General features: G+C 66.2%; 11 protein-coding genes. 3 read left to right on the top strand and 8 right to left on the bottom strand.

All coding sequences use genetic code 11. From position 1 onward, the window contains the following. Positions 1 to 514: 514 nt before the first annotated feature. The gene (locus R5W23_RS22110; protein WP_320688159.1) at positions 515 to 3,880 is read left to right on the top strand and encodes a S41 family peptidase; all 3,366 of its coding nucleotides are present in this window, start codon (positions 515 to 517) and stop codon (positions 3,878 to 3,880) included. A gap of 248 nt (positions 3,881 to 4,128) precedes the next feature. Here the strand turns inward: R5W23_RS22110 and glgP are convergent, their stop codons facing one another. From glgP to R5W23_RS22150, 8 genes are all read right to left on the bottom strand, one after another. Further along, complete coding sequence (gene glgP / locus R5W23_RS22115) at positions 4,129 to 6,687, bottom strand: alpha-glucan family phosphorylase (protein ID WP_320688160.1); 2,559 nt, start codon at positions 6,685 to 6,687, stop codon at positions 4,129 to 4,131. 96 nt (positions 6,688 to 6,783) lie between these two features. Next, entirely contained in the window at positions 6,784 to 7,272 is a 489-nt protein-coding gene (gene ruvX, locus R5W23_RS22120; RefSeq protein WP_320688161.1) for a Holliday junction resolvase RuvX, read from the bottom strand. A 149-nt stretch (positions 7,273 to 7,421) separates the two neighbouring features. Beyond that, positions 7,422 to 8,510 carry a mannose-1-phosphate guanylyltransferase gene (locus tag R5W23_RS22125; RefSeq protein WP_320688162.1) on the bottom strand — a complete coding sequence of 363 codons (1,089 nt, stop codon included), beginning with the start codon at positions 8,508 to 8,510 and terminating at the stop codon, positions 7,422 to 7,424. A gap of 88 nt (positions 8,511 to 8,598) precedes the next feature. Further along, on the bottom strand, positions 8,599 to 9,396 hold the full coding sequence (locus R5W23_RS22130) for an MBL fold metallo-hydrolase (RefSeq protein ID WP_320688163.1): 798 nt from the start codon (positions 9,394 to 9,396) through the stop codon (positions 8,599 to 8,601). Positions 9,397 to 9,540: 144 nt separating this feature from the next. After that, entirely contained in the window at positions 9,541 to 11,211 is a 1,671-nt protein-coding gene (locus tag R5W23_RS22135) for an MFS transporter (protein WP_320688164.1), read from the bottom strand. A 164-nt stretch (positions 11,212 to 11,375) separates the two neighbouring features. Beyond that, positions 11,376 to 12,278 carry a Gfo/Idh/MocA family protein gene (locus tag R5W23_RS22140; protein WP_320688165.1) on the bottom strand — a complete coding sequence of 301 codons (903 nt, stop codon included), beginning with the start codon at positions 12,276 to 12,278 and terminating at the stop codon, positions 11,376 to 11,378. Positions 12,279 to 12,388: 110 nt separating this feature from the next. Continuing rightward, complete coding sequence (locus R5W23_RS22145) at positions 12,389 to 13,393, bottom strand: magnesium transporter (RefSeq protein WP_320688166.1); 1,005 nt, start codon at positions 13,391 to 13,393, stop codon at positions 12,389 to 12,391. Positions 13,394 to 13,395: 2 nt separating this feature from the next. Then, a complete protein-coding gene (locus tag R5W23_RS22150) occupies positions 13,396 to 14,781 on the bottom strand; it encodes an efflux RND transporter periplasmic adaptor subunit (RefSeq protein ID WP_320688167.1) in 1,386 nt (461 codons plus the stop codon). Between the two features lie 131 nt (positions 14,782 to 14,912). Here R5W23_RS22150 and R5W23_RS22155 point away from each other — a divergent pair, with 131 nt between their 5' ends. Both R5W23_RS22155 and R5W23_RS22160 read left to right on the top strand, forming a co-directional pair. After that, positions 14,913 to 15,893, top strand: a complete 981-nt coding sequence (locus R5W23_RS22155) for an AAA family ATPase (RefSeq protein WP_320688168.1) — start codon at positions 14,913 to 14,915, stop codon at positions 15,891 to 15,893. 94 nt (positions 15,894 to 15,987) lie between these two features. Continuing rightward, on the top strand, positions 15,988 to 16,344 hold the full coding sequence (locus R5W23_RS22160) for a four helix bundle protein (RefSeq protein ID WP_320688169.1): 357 nt from the start codon (positions 15,988 to 15,990) through the stop codon (positions 16,342 to 16,344). Positions 16,345 to 16,353 lie beyond the last annotated feature (9 nt).

A 16,353-nucleotide genomic window follows, 5' to 3' on the forward strand; every position in this document is an offset into this window, starting at 1 on the left:
GGGCGTTCCACTCCGCCCCCCCGCGTGGCGGCGAAGGCGTTGGCGGTCGTACCCGCGGCAAACACGCCCAACAAATTGGCATCTGTGCGTTAATCGTCGCAGAGGGGTTGGCGACCACGCGCCGAAGAAATGGGCCGAGCCGGTCGGTACTCGCTTTCACAGTTTTCGGGGGTGCAGTTGTGGGGAACGATCCCGGCGGGAACCGCGCGGTCCGATTGCAACGAATGAAGGTCAAACGGTAGCGGCCACCCAAGAGCGAGCGATCGATCCATTTCGATTGACGAATCAACAGTTATTTTCGCCGATAACAACCTGTGATTTGGGCTCGCCTGGTCTGAACTCAACGTTCGTCACGTGTCCTATCCATCTACTGTCGGCACATTCTCATCAAGGCCGGAGCTATCCCCGTCCGCCACGGACCCGGCGCGAATACCGCGCCGTTCGGTCCGGCGGCGGCTATCATGTCCGCTGACCACTCTTCATAGCCTCTCCCCATTCAATTGAGGCACTCGATATGAGATACGCCTTGCGGCTCGGCTTGCTCACACTGGCGCTCGCCGGCCACGCGCCCGCGGCCCTCGCTCAGCCCGACCAGAGCGACACCCGGCTGCTCGCCATGCCGGCGATCAGCGCGAAGAACATTGCGTTCGTCTACGCCGACGACCTGTGGGTCGCCGACGCCGGCGGGAAAAACCCGCGGCGCCTCACGACCGATTTGGGACTCGAAGCGTACCCCGTGTTCAGCCCGGACGGGCAGACCATCGCGTTCAGCGCCCAGTACGACGGCAACGTGGACGTTTACACCATCCCCATCACGGGCGGCGCGCCGACGCGGCTCACCTCGCACCCGTCGCCCGACACCGTTCGCGGGTTCACACCGGACGGCAAGAGCGTGCTGTTCTCGTCCCCGCGGCACGTGTACAGCAACCGCTATGCGCAACTGTTCACGGTCCCGCTGACGGGCGGAATGCCGACCCAGCTCCCGATCCCCTGGGGGTTCGAGGCCGCCTATTCACCGGACGGCGATTACATCGCCTACACGCCGGTCCGGGACGCAACGCCCCAGTGGAAGAACTACCGCGGCGGCACCCACTCGCGCGTCTGGATCTACGACGTGAAGACGCACGACGTGGTCGAGATCCCGCAGCCCAAGGACCGGTGCAACGACCTCGACCCGAACTGGATCGGCAAGAAGTTGTACTTCCGCTCCGACCGGGCCGGCGACTACAACGTGTTCTGCTACGACACCGACAACAAGGACGTGACGGCGGTCACCAAGTTCACCGACTTCCCGGTCCTCGACATCAACACCGACGGCAAAACCCTCATCTTCGAGCAGGCCGGCTACCTGCACACGCTCACCCCGCCCGAATCGGCGTCCACCCGGCTCAAGGTCGGCATCGCGATCGACAACAGCGAGTCGCGCCCCCGGTTCGCGAAGGGCTCGAAATACGTTCGCGATGTCAGCGTCTCCCCGAGCGGGTCGCGGGTGGCGGTGGAGTTCCGCGGCGAGATCGTGACCGTGCCGGCCGAAAAGGGCGACGCCCGCGTCCTGACCAACACGCCGGACGTTCACGAGCGCAACCCGGCGTGGTCCCCGGACGGCAAGACCATCGCGTACTTCTCGGACGCGGGCGGCGAGTACCAGCTCGTCCTCGCTCCGCAAAACGGTAAGGGCGAACCGAAAAAAGTGAAGCTCAGCGGCAACGGGTTCTACTTCGACCCGGTCTGGTCCCGCGACTCGAAGAAGCTGCTGTTCCGCGACAACGCGCAGACCGTGTTCTACGTCGAAGTGGAATCGGGCAAGATCACGAAGGTCGTGGAGCCGAAGCACGGCCTGGGGCGCGGGCTGAAGCCGTCGAGCTGGTCGCCGGACTCGAAGTGGGTGGTGTACTCGATCAACACCCCGGCGCAGATTTCCCGCGTGTACGCCTACTCGCTGGAAAAGGGCACCTCCACGCCGATCACCGACGGCCTCACCGAGGCCACCGACCCGGCCTTCGACGCGGGCGGGAAGTACGTGTACTTCCTCGGCTCCAGCGACACGGGGATGAGCAAGCACGGGTTCAGCCAGTCGGCCGCCGACTCGCGCCAGCCGCGCTGGTCGATCAACCTCGTGGTGCTCAACAAGGACCTGCCGAGCCCGTTCCTGCGCGAGAGCGACGAGGAGAAGGGCGAGTCCGACCGGCCGACCCCGAAGTCTGAAAAGAAGGACAGCCCGGCGTTCTCGATCGACTTCGCGGGCATCGACCAGCGCATCCTCTCGTTCCCGCTGCCGCCCGGGAGCTACGCCGGGTTGAGCGCGGGCACCGCCGGCCAAGTGTACTACATCACACGCTCGGAAGCGGGTGAAGGCGGGCGCGGTCCCGGTGGCGGCGGCGTCCTGAGCCGCTACGACCTCGATCGCAAGCGCGCGTCGGTGGTGCAGGCCGGGGTGGTCGGGTACGAACTCACCCCGGACGGTCGCAAGCTGCTGTACACCACCGGGGGCGGGAACTGGTTCATCACGGCGGCGGGCGGCGGTAGCGGTGGCGGCGCCCCGACCGGTGCGATCGGCGGCCGTCCGGGCGGGTTGCCCACGGCACCGGCGCCGAGCCCCGCGGGCGGCGCCGGCGGCGACGGGAAGGTCAACTTCGAGAACATCGAGGTGCGCGTCGACCCGCGCGCGGAATGGAAGCAGATCTACGAAGAGGCGTGGCGCATCAACCGCGACTTCTTCTACGACCCGAACATGCACGGCGCCGACTGGCCCGCCATGAAGAAAAAGTACGAGGTGTTCCTCCCGCACCTCACGAGCAGCGCCGACCTGTACCGGGTGATCCGGTGGCTGCTGTCCGAGTTGGCGGTGGGGCACAGCTACATCACGAGCTACGGCGAGCGCCCCTTCGAGCGGAAGACGGTGCCCGGCGGGCTCCTCGGCGCCGACTACGAGATCGCCGAAGGTCGGTACAAGTTCAAAAAGATCTACGGCGGGCTGAACTGGAGCGCCGCGATGCGCTCGCCGCTGACCGCCCCCGGCGTGAACGTGAAGGAAGGCGAGTTCCTCCTCGCGGTGAACGGCAAGGAGCTGAAGGCCCCGACCGAGATCTACTCGCTGTTCGAGAACACCGCGGGCAAGCTGACGGAACTGACCATCGGCCCGAACGCCGACGGCACGAAGTCGCGCACGGTGACGGTGGAGCCGATCGCGAACGACTACAACCTCCGCAACATGGACTGGGTGGAGGGGAACCTCAAGAAGGTGGAGCAGGCGACCGGCGGGCGCGTGGGTTACGTCCACGTGCGCGACACCGCGGCCGGCGGGATGGCCGACTTCAAGCGGTACTTCTTCCCACAGGTCGATAAGGAAGCGCTCATCATCGACGAGCGGTTCAACAGCGGCGGGCAGATCGCCGACTACTACATCGACATCCTGCGGCGCCCGTTCGCGAGCTACTGGGCGCCGCGGTACGGGGCCGACAACCGGTCGCCGAGCGCTGCGGTGTTCGGGCCGAAGGTGATGATTATCGACGAGGGCGCCGGGTCCGGCGGCGACATGCTGCCGTATATGTTCCGCAAGTTCGGCGTGGGGCCGCTGGTCGGGAAGCGCACCTGGGGCGGTCTGGTGGGCATCGGCGGCTACCCGGTTCTCATGGACGGCGGCACGGTGACCGCGCCGAGCTTCGCGATCTGGGACCCGGAGAAGGGGTTCATTGTGGAGAACGAGGGCGTGGCGCCGGACCACGACGTGACAATGTGGCCGAAGGATCTGATCGCGGGCAAGGACCCGCAGCTCGAAAAGGCGATCGAACTGGCGCTGGAAGCGCTGAAGAAGAACCCACCGAAGAAGGACGTGCGGCCCGAGTACCCGAAGCGGGCACTTCCCGCCGTACAACCGTAACCGCTCAGGCCGAAGGGCCGGCACCGGTGTAAGCCGGTGCTTGACTGAAACGCGATCGGCCGCTCGTGCCCCGGGGCGCGAGCGGCCGATTCTGTCTCTTGTGGCACAGACCTTTCTGTCGGTGCGGCCTTCTCGCGCCGCACCGACAGAAAGGTCTGTGCCAGAAAGACTGTAGCCGGAGCAGGCATCAACATCCGAACTGCACGTCGCAACCTGACACGAGGCATCAGGTTACGACGACTGATCCATTAGCCCCAGGTGACGAGGCCGGGCTCGAACAGGTGCGCGAGGTACTGGTTTTTGGGCAGCACCCGCACGCCGAACCCGAACTGGCCACTGGACCGGCAGGACACCTCACCGGCGAACAGCACACTCGCACCGCTCGAACCGCCGTTCGCGGCCAGGGCCACGGTCTTGGGGTCCGCGATGTCGCCCAGCGCGTCCAGCACCCCGTGGCACAACTGAACTTCGACGTCCTCCGGCTTGAACGACCCGAGGTTGACGCGCACCTTGACCGGGAAGCTGCCCCCCACCCGCAGCGTGTCCGCGGTTGGCGCCTCAACGCTCTCCACCCGGACCTGCGGCCATTCGGACGACACCCGGCGGCGCCAGGTCGCGAGCTCTTTAGCGCCGGCGAGCTGGTTCGCGCTCAGCGCCGCGGCCCGGCGGTGGCTCGGGACGTAGCACGTCTCCGTGTACTGCTCGACCATGCGGTTGGTGTTGAACACCGGCACCAGGCTCATGACCGAGCGCTTCATGCGGCGGATCCACTCGCGCGGCAGCCCGTTGGCGTCGCGCTTGTAGAACGTCGGGACGATGTCCTGCTCCAGCAGGTCCATCAGCGCCCGGCTCTCCACTTCGTCCTGGTACTGGAGGTCGGTGTACTCCTCGCCGGCGCCGATCGCCCAGCCGTTGTCGCCGTCGTACCCCTCGACCCACCAGCCGTCGAGGATGCTCAGGTTCAGCCCGCCGTTGCCGCAAATCTTCATCCCGCTCGTGCCGGACGCCTCCAGCGGGCGGCGCGGGTTGTTGAGCCACACGTCCACGCCCTGCACAAGGTACCGGGCCACGCTCATGTCGTAGTCTTCGATGAAGACCACCCGCTTGCGGAACTCCGACTTGCGGGACTGCTGGAACACGCGCTGGATCAGCTCCTTGCCGCCGCGGTCCTGCGGGTGCGCCTTCCCCGAGAAGATGAACTGGACCGGCCGGTCCTTGCTGGCCACCAGCTCCATGATCCGCTCGGCGTTGCGGAAGATGAGGTCGCCGCGCTTGTAGGTCGCGAACCGGCGGGCGAACCCGATCGTCAGCGCGTCGGGGTCCAGCACCTCGTCGGCGGCCTCCACCTCCGAGGGCGGGGCGCCGCGGCGCTTCAGTTGCGCCCGCAGTCGGGTGCGGGCGAGGGCGACCAGCCGCTCGCGGCCCCGCTCGTGGGTCCGCCACAGCTCGCCGTCGGGGATCTGCTCCACCCGCTTCCAGATGGCGAAGTCGGTGGGCCGCTCCTCCCACTGGATGCCGAGGTACCGGTCGTAGAGCTGGGCGAACTCGGGCGCGAGCCAGCTCTGCGTGTGAACGCCGTTGGTGATGCTGGTGATCGGCACCTCGCTCGCGGGCAGCTCGGGCCACAGCTCCTTCCACATCCGGCGGGACACGCTGCCGTGCAGCTTGCTGACGCCGTTCGACACGTTCGCCAGCTTCAGAGCCAGCACGGTCATCCCGAACGGCTCCTGCTCGTTGGCCGGGTGCTGGCGGCCGAGCGCGACGAGCCCGCCGCGGTCGATGCCCATGCCCGCCATGTACTCGCCCAGGTACTGCTCGATCATCTGCACCGGGAACGCGTCGTTGCCGGCGGGCACCGGGGTGTGCGTGGTGAAGCACGTCCCGGCCTTCACCGCCTCGTAGGCGGTCGCGAAGTCGAGCTTGTGCTCCTCGATCAGCAGCCGGATGCGCTCGAGCCCGGTGAACGCCGCGTGCCCCTCGTTCATGTGGCACACGGTCGGCATCTTGCCCATCGCGCGGAGCGCGCGGATGCCGCCGATGCCCAGGATGATTTCCTGCTGGATGCGGGTGTGGTGGTCGCCGCCGTAGAGCTGCGCCGTGATCCCCCGGTCCTCGGGCTTGTTCTGCGGGATGTTCGCGTCCAGCAGGTACAGCGGGACGCGGCCGACCTGGATGTGCCACACCTTCAGCGCCAGCTCGCGCCCCGGCAGCGGCACGGTCACGATGATGGGGGCACCGTCTTTACCGACTTCCAGCGTGAGCGGCAGGGTGAAGAAGTCGTTCTCCGGGTACCGCTCCTGCTGCCAGCCGTCCACGTTGAGGTACTGGCGGAAGTACCCCTCGCGGTACATCAGGGTGACGCCCATGAGCGGCAGCCCGAGGTCGCTCGCGCTCTTCAAGTGGTCGCCGGCGAGCACGCCCAGGCCGCCCGAGTAGACGGGAACGCTCTCGTGGATGCCGAACTCGGCGGAGAAGTACGCGATCCGCGCCTCGTCGCCGGCGTGGCGGTCCTGGTACCACGTGGGGGCGTTCAGGTAGTGGTCCAGCGCGGCCGCGACGCGGTCCATGTGTGCGAGGAACCCGTCGTCGCGCTCCAGCTCCTCGAACCGGCTCTGGTCGGTGGCGCCGAGCAGCCGGATGGGGCTGTGGTCCAGCGCCTCGAACAGGTCCGGGTTGATGCGCCGGAACAGGGCGACCGCGTCCGCGTTCCAACACCACCACAGGTTGTAGGCGAGCGTTTGGAGCGGGCGGAGCCGGTCGGGAAGACGGGGCAGAACGGTGTACGGACGGATCGAACGACCAGCCATGCAGGCGTCCTCTGCCGGATTTGGTGCGAGCGAAGGGCGGCTTGAGAGAGGCGAGCCACCAACACAACCGCTAACGTAGGCAAACTGCGGCGGGTTTCAATTCGCGTCCGGTTCCGGGGCTGCGGCGGTGCCGGCGGCGCCCGAATCGCTCCCGTTCGGCGGGGAGCCGGCATCGATGAAGGTTTGGAGAATCATCTGCGCCGCGACCCGATCGACCTTCTCTTTGCGCTTTTTTCGGGTGAGCCCGGCGCCAAGCAAGGCACTTTCGGCGGCGAAGGACGTGTGCCGCTCGTCCCACATCACGACCGGCAGCCCGGTGAGGTCGGAGAGCCACCGCGCGAACGCCCGCGCTTCGCCCGACATGGGGCTCTCTTCGCCGCTGGCGTGGAGCGGCAGCCCGACCACGGCGCCCGCGAACTTCGACCGCGCGCAGAGGTCGCGGAAGTAGGGCTCGCGGGTGGTGTCGTTCGCTTGAGTGCCCACCGGCGAGGCGATGACGCGGTCGGGGTCGCACACCGCAACCCCGATGCGTTTGGTGCCGTAGTCGACGCCGAGCAGCGCTCCGCGTGAGGGAAACGAAGGCAACGCAGCCCCCGGTCCCTTCCCTTCAGGGACGAGGAGCTCGGCTGGTCCGCTCAGCGAATTCGATTCGCTAGCCGGCTCCAAAGGTCCGGTCTCCCCCTTCCCCTTCAGGGAGGTGGGGCCAGGGGGCGTAGGGCCTTCCGCTTCCGCGCTCACGTGAACTCCCCGCGGTTGCTCTTCTTGAGCGCGTCCACGATCTCTTTCACCTTGTCCTCGTGCTTCCGGTCCGCGACCAGGATGGCGTCACCGTCCTGGATCACAAGCAGGTTGCTCACTCCGTAGGTCGCAATAACCGTCTTAGGCTCTCCGACGATGACACACTTGTTCGTGTCGATGCCGCAGTGGTTGGCCTGAACGGTGTTGTGGTTCGCGTCCTGCGGGTTGCGCCGCTCCAGTGCGAGCCAGCTCCCGACATCGTCCCAGGTGTAAGGCGCCGCGAGGACCAGCACCTTGCCCTCTTTGGCCGCGTCCTGCATCACGGCGTAGTCGATGCTTTTCTTTTCGGCCTGGTTGTACGTGCCGCGGAACACCGCGTCGAACTCCGGCGTGCCCCAGGCGTCCGCGATCTTCGCGACGACCGCGTGAATGTCGGGCTTGCGGGCCTTCAACTCACCAAGGATGGCGCCCGGCTTCCACACGAAGATGCCGCTGTTCCAGTCGTACTCGCCGCTCGCGACGTACTGTTCCGCGACCGAGAACTCGGGCTTCTCGCGGAACACCTCCACCTGCGACGCGGTCACGCCCTGGCGCGTACCCGCGGCCGCGCCGCGCTTGATGTACCCGTACCCGGTGGACGGGAACGTCGGGCGGATGCCGAACGTGATGAGCTTATTCGGCTCGTCGGCCAGGAACTGCTCGGCGGCGTGGAGCGCGCGCCGGAACTCTTGCTCCGGCTCGATGACATGGTCGGCGGGCATCACCGCGATGGTGGCGTCCGGGTCGGCCTTCGCGATGATCGCGGCGCCGAGCCCGACGCACGGGGCCGTGTCGCGCCCCTCCGGCTCGCCGATGATGTGGTCGCGCGGCAGTTCCGGAAGTTGAGCCGCCGTCTCGTCGGCGTACTGGGCGCCGGTGACGACCCAGGTGCGCTCCGGCGGGATCTGGGCCGACACGCGGTCGACCGTGCTTTGCAGCAGGGTGCGGTTGCCGCTGAACGTGAGGAACTGCTTGGGCCGCTTGGACCGGCTCCGGGGCCAGAACCGGGTGCCGCCGCCGCCGGCCATAATCATCGCGTGAAGCATCACCTCTCCGGGGGGGGTACTCGAACATCGAAGCGCGAACATCGCCACCAGGGCGTCCGGGCTCGCGGGTCGCTCGGGTGCGGCGCGGCTAGAACGTGAACTTGAGGCCGTCGTAGGCCGGTTCGACGTTCGGCGGCAGCGTCCGCATCAGTTCCTCGTATTCCATCGTGTGCGCCATGTGCGTCAGGTACGCCTTCTTCGGCTTCACCTTCGCGATCACTTCGAGTGCCTGATCGAGCCCGAAGTGCGACGGGTGCGGCTTGCCGGGCCGCAGTGCGTCGATGACGAACACGTCCAGCCCCTCCAGCAGCGGCCAACTGCGGTCGGGGATGTGGCTAACGTCGGTGCAGTACGCGACATTTCCGATCCGAAACCCGAGCACGTTGAAGCGGCCGTGGATCAGCGGAATGGGCGTCACGGTTTCGCCCAGCACCTCGAACGGGCGCTCGTCGATGCGCCGGAGGTCGAGCCGGGGCAGCATCCCGGGGGGGAAGTCCTCGCTGCCCGGGGCGAACACGTAGGCGAACGCCTGGCGGATGATCGCTTCGGTTTCGTCGGTGCAGTACATCGGCAGCGGGCCGTTGAGCTTCACCGGGAAGATGCGGAGGTCGTCCAGTCCGAACAGGTGGTCGACGTGGTAGTGCGTGTACGCGACCGCGTGGACCAGCTTCACGTTCTCGCGCAGCAGTTGCAGCCGCATCTCCGGGGCGGTGTCGATGAGGAGGTTGCCCCGGGCGTTACTGACCAGCACGGAGCAACGGTAGCGGTGGTTCCGGGGGTTGTCGGACGTGCAGACGTGGCACTCGCAGCCGAGCATCGGCACCCCCATCGAGGTGCCGGTGCCGAGGAAGGTGAACGTTCGCGGTTCTGTCGCGTGAGTGAGCATCGCACCGGTATTTCACCGGGCGAGGGGGTCGGTGACAAGTCTCAACTCTCAAGTCGGACGGTCGCGAGCCGCAAAGCCGAAGGCCTTAACCTTGCTGGTATTTGACTTTACGGCTCGAGATCCGTCAACTTGGCAACTCGGGCGTTAGCGCCCCCAATCCTCGGCCGGGGCGCCGCCGGCAGCCCGGTGCGGCCTCTCGCTCTCCAGGTGAACCTGCTTGTACCCGCCGGTTACCATGAAGTAGAGAATCAGCAGCAGGAACCCGGCGGCCAGCGCCGCCGGCACGACGGCCGTGTAGAGCAGCGCCTGTTTCGCACCGTACAGCCGCGCCTCGCTGAGCTTCTCCTTATCGGCCGCGTAATTCGCCTGGCCGTCCTTGTCCCACCACTTCTTCAACCCCTCCAGGCTCTCTTTCAGTTCCTTGCCGGCCGGTTTCCCTTCGGCTTCGAGTCGGGCGACCGTTTCGATGTCGCTTTCCAGCGTCGTCTTTTTGCCTTCCTTGCGGTTCCCGCTTTCGTCGATCACGCCGCTCCAGTCGTCGAACACTTTGAGTTTACCGTTGTCAAGGCCCGCGACCGGCGGCAGAGCGTCCGGCGCGACGCTCGAGAACACCGGGAACCCGGACGCTTTCGGCGCGGCGTACCGCTCGTAGGTCGGTAGCGACAGTTCCTTGAGCTTTTGGACCGCGAAGTAGTCTTGCTTGTACCCGATCCCCGGACCGCCGAGCAAACCGGCCGAGATCATACCCAAGCCGCCGCTGATCCCCAGCGCCAGCGCGCCGCCCTTGGGGAACCGTTCCGAGATCACGCCGAGCATCGTGGGCCAGTAGAACGTTTTGCCCAGGCCGTACACGCTCACGGCCGCCATCCACAGCCACACCTCGTTGGTGAACGGCTGGCCCAGCATGAAGAGCCCCGCAGTGCCCAGCAGCGCGCTGACGAACAGCAGCCCCACCGGGTTGATCCGCTCCACAATCGGGCCGGCAAAGAACCGCAGGGTGAACATCAAGGCGTTGGTCCAGATGAACGCGAGCAGCGCCTTCGTCTCGTCCTTAAGCACCCGGTCGGTGATGTTCACGATCCAGCTATCGGTGCCGAGTTCGACGTAGCCGACGAGGGCGTGCAGCACGAACAGGAACAGCAAGATCGGCGACAACAGGCTGAGCACCATCGTGCCCATCGACACGCCGGAGGACTTCGCCTCCGAGTGCGGGAACGCCCGCCCGAACATCATGAGCCCGTACAGCAGCACAGGGACCAAGAACACGCCGAGCTTGAACTCCCACCGCAAATCGGGGAGCGAGAACTTGAACACCAGCCCGATCGCCGCACCGAGAATCAGCCCCAGAGGCCAACCGGCGTGCAGGATGTTGAGCCAGTGCGTCTTGTTACGCGGGAACAGGGTGGCCGTGAGGGGGTTGATAACCGCCTCGCAGGTCCCGTTACCGAGCGCGAACAACCACATCCCGATGTACAGGCACCAGTAGGCGCCCTCCTTACCGTACATGCCGTACACCGGCGTGGCCGCGAACGTGACGATCGCGCTGGAGGCGTGCAACAGGAACGCCACCAACATGAGCTTGCCGTAGCCGAACTGGTCGGCACAGAAGCTGAAGAAAATGATGGCGATACCGAACCCGATCAAACCGCCACCGGTGATGGTGCCCAGTTCGCTCTGGGTGAAGCCGAACTGGTTGCCCCAGTCTTTCAGGATGAACCCGCGCACCGAGAACCCGATGCCGGCGGCGATGAGTGTGAAGAAACTGGCCCAAAACAGGACCTTTTCGTTCCGACCCGGAGAGGACGAACTGCTCACTAGCGTCTCCGTCTGTGGGAGTGTGGTTGTGCGCGAATATTCAGGTGCGGTGCCCGGGCGAGTCTATCAGCCGCGCCGGTGCGGTGCCAGCGGAAAGGAATGAGGTTTGCCGCTCCCGCGCTCCGGCTGTTAGTCTGTGCGGGCGCTTCGCGAGCAGCGGCGCGTCACGCCTTAACCGTCTCGCCCGCCCCGTGGTTGGCGCCGCTCCGGTTCGCCGCTTCGATAAACGCCACCAGCTCAATCGTTTCCGCGATGTCGAGCGGTGACTTTTTTGTTCGGAACATCTCCACGATCTGTTTCAGCAGCTCGCGGTAAATGAACTTGGTGCCGATTGTGACGGCTTGAACCCCCTTCTCGCTGAACCCCACGAAACCGTAAGCGCTAGCCCCTTTGCGGATGCCGCGGACGGTCGCCATCCGGCCGTCGGCCCAGTGCCCGGTAACGATGTCGGTGTCGGTGTCGTGGGTGCAGGTGACGCGCTTGCAGCCCGGCCCCATGAGCGCGTACAGCACCTCGACCGGGTGAATCCCGTAGTGGAACAGCCCCGCGTTCCGCTCCGGGATGGGCGACAATGACGCCGGGCCGTACACCACGCACCCGACCAGCTTCCCGCGCTTCGGGTCTGCCGCGAACGTCACCACCTCCGGCGCGTACCGCAGTGACGAAGACGAGAACAGCGGCAGCTTCTTCTTCGCGGCGAGTTCGGCGAGTTTCTTCGCGTCCGTCACCGAACACGCATAGGGCTTGTCGATAAAGCACGGAATACCCGCCTCTAGAAACGGCTTCGCCCGCTCGTAGTGAACGGTCCCGTCCACCGCCTCGATCAGCACCCCGTCCACCTTACCGATCATGTCTTCCGGCTTGTCCACCAGCGGAACACCGAAGTCCTTCATCTGCTTGGTGAACCCCTCGACTCGCTCGGGCGAGAGCTTCGACGTTCCCGGACAACCGATCACGATCCGGGCACCGTCAACGAACTGGTCCTTGTCGTTGCCGATGTGGTTCAAACGCTTGGTGAACTCGACGCAGTGTGAGGTGTCGAAGTCGAGGATGCCGAGCTTAATCATGGCGGTGACCTTTGCGGCGGGCGGGCGGGTGTCGCGAGGATACCGCGACACAGTGGCGTTGTCACCCGGTCACAGGAGGCAAAAATGTGTTCGCCGCGGGGGCCGCGGCTTCAGGTGAGCAACCGGGCGAGGTTGAAGTACGCGAGCAGCGCCGCGATGTCCGCGCACGTCAGCGCGATCGGCCCGGCCGCGACCTGCGGGTCGCGCTTCATCAGGTGCAGCAGGTGCGGCACCGCCAGCCCCGCGACGGCGGCGCACGTGACCCCGATCCCGATCCCGCCGAGGACGATCAGGAATAGCTTCGCGAGCCCCTGCCAGCCGGCCGCAATCGCGCCGACGAGCAGCCCAGTTGCGAGGCCGAGCATGAGCCCGGTCGCGGCCTCGGAGCGGAGCCGGGCGAAGAGATCGCGCCAGGACGGTTGAGCTTCGCGGAACGCCTCGAGCGCGAGCGTTACGGACTGGATCGCGACGCTCTCAGCCAGCGCCAGCACCACCGGGATGAACAGCGCCAGCACCGCGTGCTGCCAGTTCAGCTCGACCTGATAAATCTCGGCCAGGATCGCCGCGAGCGTGCCCCCGGCGACGTTGCACAGCAGCCACGGGAACCGCCCGCGGAACGCCACCAGCGGGCGCGCCTGCTGTGCCCGGGTGAGCCGCACCCCGATGAGCTGGAACACGTCGTCCCGTGTCGCCGGCGCGCCCCCGGAGTCGCCGGTTTCGGCCAGCTCCTCGGCGTAGGCCTCGATGTCGATCACCCCGACGAGCCGCCGCAGCTCGTCCACGACCGGGAACGCGAGCAGCCGGTGCATCGTGAAGAACTCACAGGCGTCGAGCAGCGTGGCCGACGCCGGGATCGCGATCACGCCCGCGATCATCACGTCCCGGATCGGCGTTTCCAGGGTCGCCAGCAGCAGCCGGCGGGTGGGGACCACGCCGACCAGGCGCATCGAGTCGTCCACTACGTAGAAGTAGATGATGCGCCCGGGCGGCGGGTGCTGCCGCATGTGCGCGAGTGCCTCGCTGACGGTCCACTCGGGGTAGAGCGTGGCGTAGTCGTTCCGCGCGTAGACGGTCACCGGCTCGTTGAGCTGCGCTTCGGTCAGGTGTAACGGCATCGTCACTCCGTGCGGACATCGGCCCCGTCGGTCAGGGCGCCCAAATTCCCCTCAACCACCTGCTCCGCGCCGGTGAACTTGTCCCACGCACCGGCCGTTGCGGTGGCCTTGCGCCGGCCGAGCACCTGGACCGTACCGGGGTCGGTGCGTCCGAGCTGGACACGGTATTTCACCGCCTTCCCGGATTCGATCAGGTAGGCGTAGTGCGTTTCGTCGGCGGGGAGCACGCACCCTGCCGGGATCACCACGGCGTCGCCGGCCTCGGCGTTGATCCGGACGGTCGCGTAGACGCCGGGCTTGAGCGCGCGGTCCTTGTTCTCGATGTCGATTTCGACACGCAGGGTGCGCGTCCCAGGGTCGATCGCGCCGGTCGTGCGGGTTACGCTGCCCGTATACTCGCGCCCGCCCAGCGAGGGCACCCGCACGGCAGCGGCAGTTCCGACCACGGCCTTTTCGGCGTTCACTTCAGGGATGTCGGCGAACACGCGCACCACGTCTGACCGCATCACCGTGAACAGCACCGTGCCGGTGCCGGCGCCCGCGGGCTGAAGGAAGTGCCCCGGGTGAACGTTTCGCGCCGTGACAACGCCGGGGAACGGCGCTTTCACCTGTGTGTATGATTCGAGCACGCGGGCGCGTTCCAACTCGGCTTCCGCAACTTTCGTGCGGGCCTCGGCGGCCTCCATGTCGGCTTGGGCCCGGGCGCGGCGAGCCTTCCGCTCGTTGACGCCAGCGGCAGCGGTCGCGACCTTCGCGACCGCCTCGACCTTGGCCGCTTTTGCGGTTTCAAAGTTCTTGGTGATGACGTTCCGCGTTTGCATGTCCGCCACGCCACCCGATATTTGAGCGTTCACCTGATCGAGTTCCGCTTTCCACCGGGTGACATCGGCATCGCTGCGGGCGATCCCGGCCTCGGCCTCCTTCACCATTTCCTCGCCCGCGGTGACCTGGGCGTCGGTCACGTCACGCTCACGCTCGGAGAGCTTTAAATCGGCCCTGGCTTTCGCGACCGATGCCTGTTTTTCGGCGACATCCGCCGTCAGCTCGGGAATGTGTACGGTGGCGAGCAGTTGGTCCGCCTCGACCACGCTTCCGATGTCGATGACGGGAGCCTGTCCCCCCGGGAGCTTCGTGCCCGCCTTGAGGGCAACCGTATCGGGGGCGATGGTCTTGACGTACCCGGGGAGCTTCGCGACGATCGGCGCGACCTCGAGCGGCTGAACGGTAGCGGGCTGCTCGATGGCCCATTTCACCGGCCGGGTGGCGGGGCGCACGACCTTCACGAGCGGCGGGCCGGCCGGCTGGTTCGAGCCCCCCGGAGCCGACGGCGCCGAACGGTGACAGCCCAGCGGCAGGGACGCAGTCAGGAGGAGCAAACAGGCACGCATGTGTCGCTCCGGTCGGTACGGAAAGGAGAGAACGCGGAAACGATCGGAATCGCCCGCGGCGGTGGGCGTCTTCAACCTCGTAAGTTGAACACTCCCGGCCCCGAATATCCGCTGTGCTCCCGGAAAACGTTATGTCTACCGACGTGGCGGGCATTGCCAACCGCATCATCGCCAACATCGAGAAAGTCATCATCGGCAAGCGCCCGCAGCTCACGCTGGCCCTGGCGGCGTACTTTTCGGAAGGGCACATCCTCCTCGAAGACGTGCCAGGGGTGGCGAAAACGATGCTCGCCCGGGCACTGGCGCGGAGCGTGGGCTGCACGTTCAAGCGGCTCCAGTGTACGCCCGACTTGCTCCCCAGCGACGTCACCGGGGTGAGCATCTTCAACCAGAAGACGAACGAGTTCGAGTTCCGCGCCGGTCCGGTGTTCGCGCAAACCCTTCTCGCCGACGAAATCAACCGCGCGACGCCCCGCACCCAGGCCGCCCTGCTGGAAGCGATGGGCGAACGGCGGGTGAGCGTGGACGGCCAGACCTACGTTCTGAAACCGCCGTTTCTGGTCATCGCGACGCAGAACCCGGTGGACCAGGAGGGGACGTTCCCGCTCCCCGAGGCGCAGCTCGACCGCTTCCTGGTGCGCCTGACCCTGGGGTACCCGAGCCTGGAAGAAGAGGGCAAGATGCTCTCGCGGCTCCAGATGGGCCACCCCATCGACGACCTCAAGCCGGTCGTCAGTGCCGAGGATGTCATGACCTGCCAGGAAGCGGTTCGCGGCGTCCACGTCGACGACAAGGTCAAAAAGTACATCCTCGAAGTCGTCCACGCGAGCCGCAGTCACGAGGACATTTTGCTCGGCGGCAGCCCGCGGGCGTCGATCGCACTGTTCCGCACGGCCCAGGCCCTCGCGGCGATCAGCGCCCGCGACTTCGTCCAACCGGACGACATCAAGCGCGTGGCCCAACCGGTGCTGGCGCACCGGATCATCTTGAAGCCCGAGAGCCGGTTGCGGAAGCGCACGCCCGCGGCAGTGGTGAAGGACCTGGTGGACGACGCCCGGGTGCCGATCACCGACAAGATGAAGGCGACTCAGGTCGATTACTTCGACGACTGACGATCAAGGTAAAAGTAAAAAGTCAAAAGGCAAACAAGAGAAGGCGCCGAACGTAAGCAATTAAATAGAAGGCACCATCTACGCGTGATCGCCCATGCCGCCATTCGACATCTGCGAGCGGACGTTCGATTTCGCTGTGCGGATTGTGAATTTGTGTTCGGCCCTCTGTGAGCACCCAGGCCCCTCGCGGCGTCTCGGGGATCAACTGCTTCGTGCGGGTACCTCGATCGGCGCGAACGTTGAGGAAGGGAGAGCAGGCCAAAGTCGTGCAGACTTCATCAGCAAGAACGCGATTGCGCTCAAGGAAGCTCGTGAAGCTGCCTATTGGTTGCGTCTGATCAGCGCGACCGTATTGCCGAACTCGGACGAGGTTCGCGATCTCCACGAAGAAGCCCAACATTTAAAGCGAATCATGGGCGCGATTGTGGCGCGATCAGTTGAGAGTTTTTGAGGGGCGTTG

This window comes from Gemmata algarum (assembly GCF_034097035.1).
Lineage (GTDB): Bacteria > Planctomycetota > Planctomycetia > Gemmatales > Gemmataceae > Gemmata > Gemmata algarum.

Bases quoted from the DNA above. Each gene is read 5' to 3' on its own strand.
- R5W23_RS22140 (WP_320688165.1), bottom strand. From the start codon at position 12,278: ATGATTAAGCTCGGCATCCTCGACTTCGACACCTCACACTGCGTCGAG.
- R5W23_RS22155 (WP_320688168.1), top strand. From the start codon at position 14,913: ATGTCTACCGACGTGGCGGGCATTGCCAACCGCATCATCGCCAACATC.
- R5W23_RS22130 (WP_320688163.1), bottom strand. From the start codon at position 9,396: ATGCTCACTCACGCGACAGAACCGCGAACGTTCACCTTCCTCGGCACC.
- R5W23_RS22125 (WP_320688162.1), bottom strand. From the start codon at position 8,510: ATGCTTCACGCGATGATTATGGCCGGCGGCGGCGGCACCCGGTTCTGG.
- R5W23_RS22150 (WP_320688167.1), bottom strand. From the start codon at position 14,781: ATGCGTGCCTGTTTGCTCCTCCTGACTGCGTCCCTGCCGCTGGGCTGT.
- glgP (WP_320688160.1), bottom strand. From the start codon at position 6,687: ATGGCTGGTCGTTCGATCCGTCCGTACACCGTTCTGCCCCGTCTTCCC.
- R5W23_RS22110 (WP_320688159.1), top strand. From the start codon at position 515: ATGAGATACGCCTTGCGGCTCGGCTTGCTCACACTGGCGCTCGCCGGC.
- R5W23_RS22145 (WP_320688166.1), bottom strand. From the start codon at position 13,393: ATGCCGTTACACCTGACCGAAGCGCAGCTCAACGAGCCGGTGACCGTC.
- R5W23_RS22160 (WP_320688169.1), top strand. From the start codon at position 15,988: ATGCCGCCATTCGACATCTGCGAGCGGACGTTCGATTTCGCTGTGCGG.